At 35.5% G+C, this 2,877-nt stretch carries 3 protein-coding genes; 2 read left to right on the plus strand and 1 reads right to left on the minus strand.

Annotated elements, in window-relative coordinates; translation table 11 throughout:
* The first annotated feature begins 142 nt into the window (after positions 1-142).
* A complete protein-coding gene (locus tag D8M03_RS17335) occupies positions 143-586 on the plus strand; it encodes a GNAT family N-acetyltransferase (protein WP_121216025.1) in 444 nt (147 codons plus the stop codon).
* Between the two features lie 31 nt (positions 587-617).
* Here the strand turns inward: D8M03_RS17335 and D8M03_RS17340 are convergent, their stop codons facing one another.
* A complete protein-coding gene (locus D8M03_RS17340; protein WP_121216026.1) occupies positions 618-1,241 on the minus strand; it encodes a TetR/AcrR family transcriptional regulator in 624 nt (207 codons plus the stop codon).
* A 209-nt stretch (positions 1,242-1,450) separates the two neighbouring features.
* On the opposite strand from D8M03_RS17340, the gene D8M03_RS17345 reads away from it, so the two are divergent.
* Positions 1,451-2,662: an ABC transporter permease gene (locus D8M03_RS17345; protein WP_121216027.1), complete on the plus strand. Its 1,212-nt coding sequence runs from the start codon at positions 1,451-1,453 to the stop codon at positions 2,660-2,662.
* Positions 2,663-2,877 lie beyond the last annotated feature (215 nt).

Here is a 2,877-nt window from a genome sequence, read left to right on the forward strand (position 1 = left end):
GTTTTGTGTGTGGTAACCTCAACTAACACCAAAATCCAGGGGGTGGCAAGTTTTTTTGCGTAAAAGACTATAAAACCAACGATTATTAGCGATTTATATATATAAGTTTTGACAATACGATCTTATAATTCGGGGTGACTAAATGAACTTCCAACTAAAAACATTTAACGAATTAACAACAACAGAGTTATACAATATTTTAAAAGAACGCACAGATGTGTTTGTTGTCGAGCAAAATTGTCCTTATCCTGAGGTAGATGGGAAGGATTTGCAGTCATATCATCTATTTAAAGAGGAGAACGGAGAAATTATCGCCTATTTACGTATTTTACCTCCTGGGGTGAGCTATCCGGAGTTGTCGATTGGGCGAGTGCTTGTGAAAGAGGATTATCGTGGACAAAAGCTTGCACAGCAGATGATGGAACAAGCTCTATCATATATTACAAGTGAATTAAAGGAAACTACGGTGAAAATTCAGGCGCAACACTATTTAGAAGATTTTTATCGTTCCTTTGGTTTCGAAGTCATCTCAGAGGTTTATTTAGAAGATGGTATTCCACATATTGATATGCTATTGAAAAAGTAGAAAAAACAACTATTTTGAAAGGGTAATTCCTTTAAAAATAGTTGTTTTTATTTTCGACATCATCAACTTGCAGCAATCCTAATGTTTTGGCTGGACCATGTATCAAAATATTGAAAAACATTTTTGCTAGTTGTTCGATATCAATTGGTTTATTTGATTGATTTGCATATTCTGCCAGACTTAATGAAAGGGATGTAAACAAAATGACAAATAGATCAGATGGAACTTCATAGTCTAATTTTAAATTCGGAAAAACCTTTGTAGTAAACACATGATGCAGTTTTTCTCGTAATTTGGCTTGGAAGGACGCATTGTGACCGGATTTTAAGAGAAGCTGTAAAAGATCATTATTTTCCACGTAGCAATTTAATAATTGTACTAGGGTATCATAGCGAGATTTTAAAAATTGTTCATTGAATTGTTCCTCATTCGGGATATTGTTCACAAGCACTTCTTCGATTTTTTCGATCATTTCATTTTCAAAGCTCTTCATCATCTCGTATTTATCTTCAAAGTGTAAATAAAACGTTCCTCGATTAATATCCGCTCGTTCTACAATTTCATTGACTGTAATTTTTTGAAAATCCTTTTCTTCGATGAGAGATACACAGGCATCAAATATTGCTTTTCGAGTTTTTCGTTGTCTTCTATCCATTTTTACACCTCATTTATTACTACTAATTTTATAATCAAGGTGTATTTTAATCAACATTTTGACCTTTTATTAAAATATAATCAACAATTTGCTTGCGTTTGATGAGTAATGAATAAATCCTCCAATATTGATTATGGTAGTCGTTTTTTTGAATGAATATAATGAAATTCATAAATAGACATTTTGTTCATTAAAAGGAGGCTGACACAATGGTGAAGCTAGGAAATTCAAAGCAATTATTTCTTGTGCCAATCATGGTAGCTGTAGTACTAGGATTAATTTTGATGACCGCTATTTTGCCAATGGTGAAAATGAATCCAAAAAATATACCGATTGGACTTGTGGTTGCAGATGAAGGGAAAATGGGTGCAACGCTTGCAGAAAAATTATTGGAGAATGCGCCAGACGTTGTAAAGTTTACACAATTTGATTCTGTTGAAGCGTTAGAAACTGCGATGGATGACCGGGATGTTTACGGTGCATTAGTAGTACCAGCTGACTTTTCAAGTAAAGTGGCCACATTACAAACAGAAACACCTGAAAAAGCAACTGCACAAATTTATATCAATGAAGGGGCCAATGCAACGGTGGCTACCCTGGTACAAAATGCTTTAACTACCATGGTGTCAGTATTAAATACTCAGTTAAGTACTCAAATGTTAATAGCAGTGCAAGAGAAAACGGATGAGATGAAGGGGCAATTAGCGGACGTTTTACAAGCACAAGGAGAGGGTAGCCCATTAGCCCAAGTGAGTGCTATGATTTCTCCAATTCAACCGAGTAAAGTATTAGATTTTGCAAATCCAATTCAAGTTGAAATAATAAAGGTCCATGAAGCAGGTGGGTTAGGGAATGCGCCAATTGCATTTTTAATGTTAACGTGGTTTACAAGTTTAATTGGTGGGGTAATGCTTTATTTAGTTGGAAATAAACGGGTATTTGCATCAAAAGCAGATAAGGTGAAATTTAATTCTCTTCAATCGATCATGCCGTTTGTTTATGCATTAATCGCTGGCTATGTGGCGACATGGTATTCCACTTGGTTACTAGGATTTGAACTTGAACACTTTAATCGAGTAGCGCTTTATATTGCGGTTTGTGTCGCAGCCTTTACCTTTATGATTTTTGCTACATTACGCTGGCTAAAATTACCGAGCATTGCGATTTATGTATTACTCATGTTCTTTAGCATGTCTGCTGTTCAAATGGCACCTGAAATGATGCCCGCCTTCTATCGCGATTACATTGTTTCTTGGTTACCATTACGCATTTATGCAGACGGTTTAAGAGAAGTATTATTCTTTAGCCATGATGTGATGAACAGCTACAGTGTCGCACTTATTTGGGTATTAGTCATTGCACTTGTACTCGTATGGGTTAAAAATCTAGTGGAAAAACCAGAGCTACAAACAGAACAATAAGGGAATCAAGCCATTTTGCAGAAATGTGAAATGGTTTTTTATATATTAGTAGAACCTTTTTTGGTAGAAAAACGTCATACTGTATAAATTTGGGTCGGTAGTGTCAAAACTTCTATGAAAAATTGAAAAACACAAGGTATTGGGCGATAAGTACTCTCCGAACGAGGGGACAATCGCTCTTGACAAACATTCCGAAAAGGTTGCGCCCATATTTT

It is taken from the genome of Ureibacillus endophyticus, assembly GCF_003628435.1.
In the GTDB taxonomy this organism is placed as follows: Bacteria; Bacillota; Bacilli; order Bacillales_A; family Planococcaceae; genus Ureibacillus; species Ureibacillus endophyticus.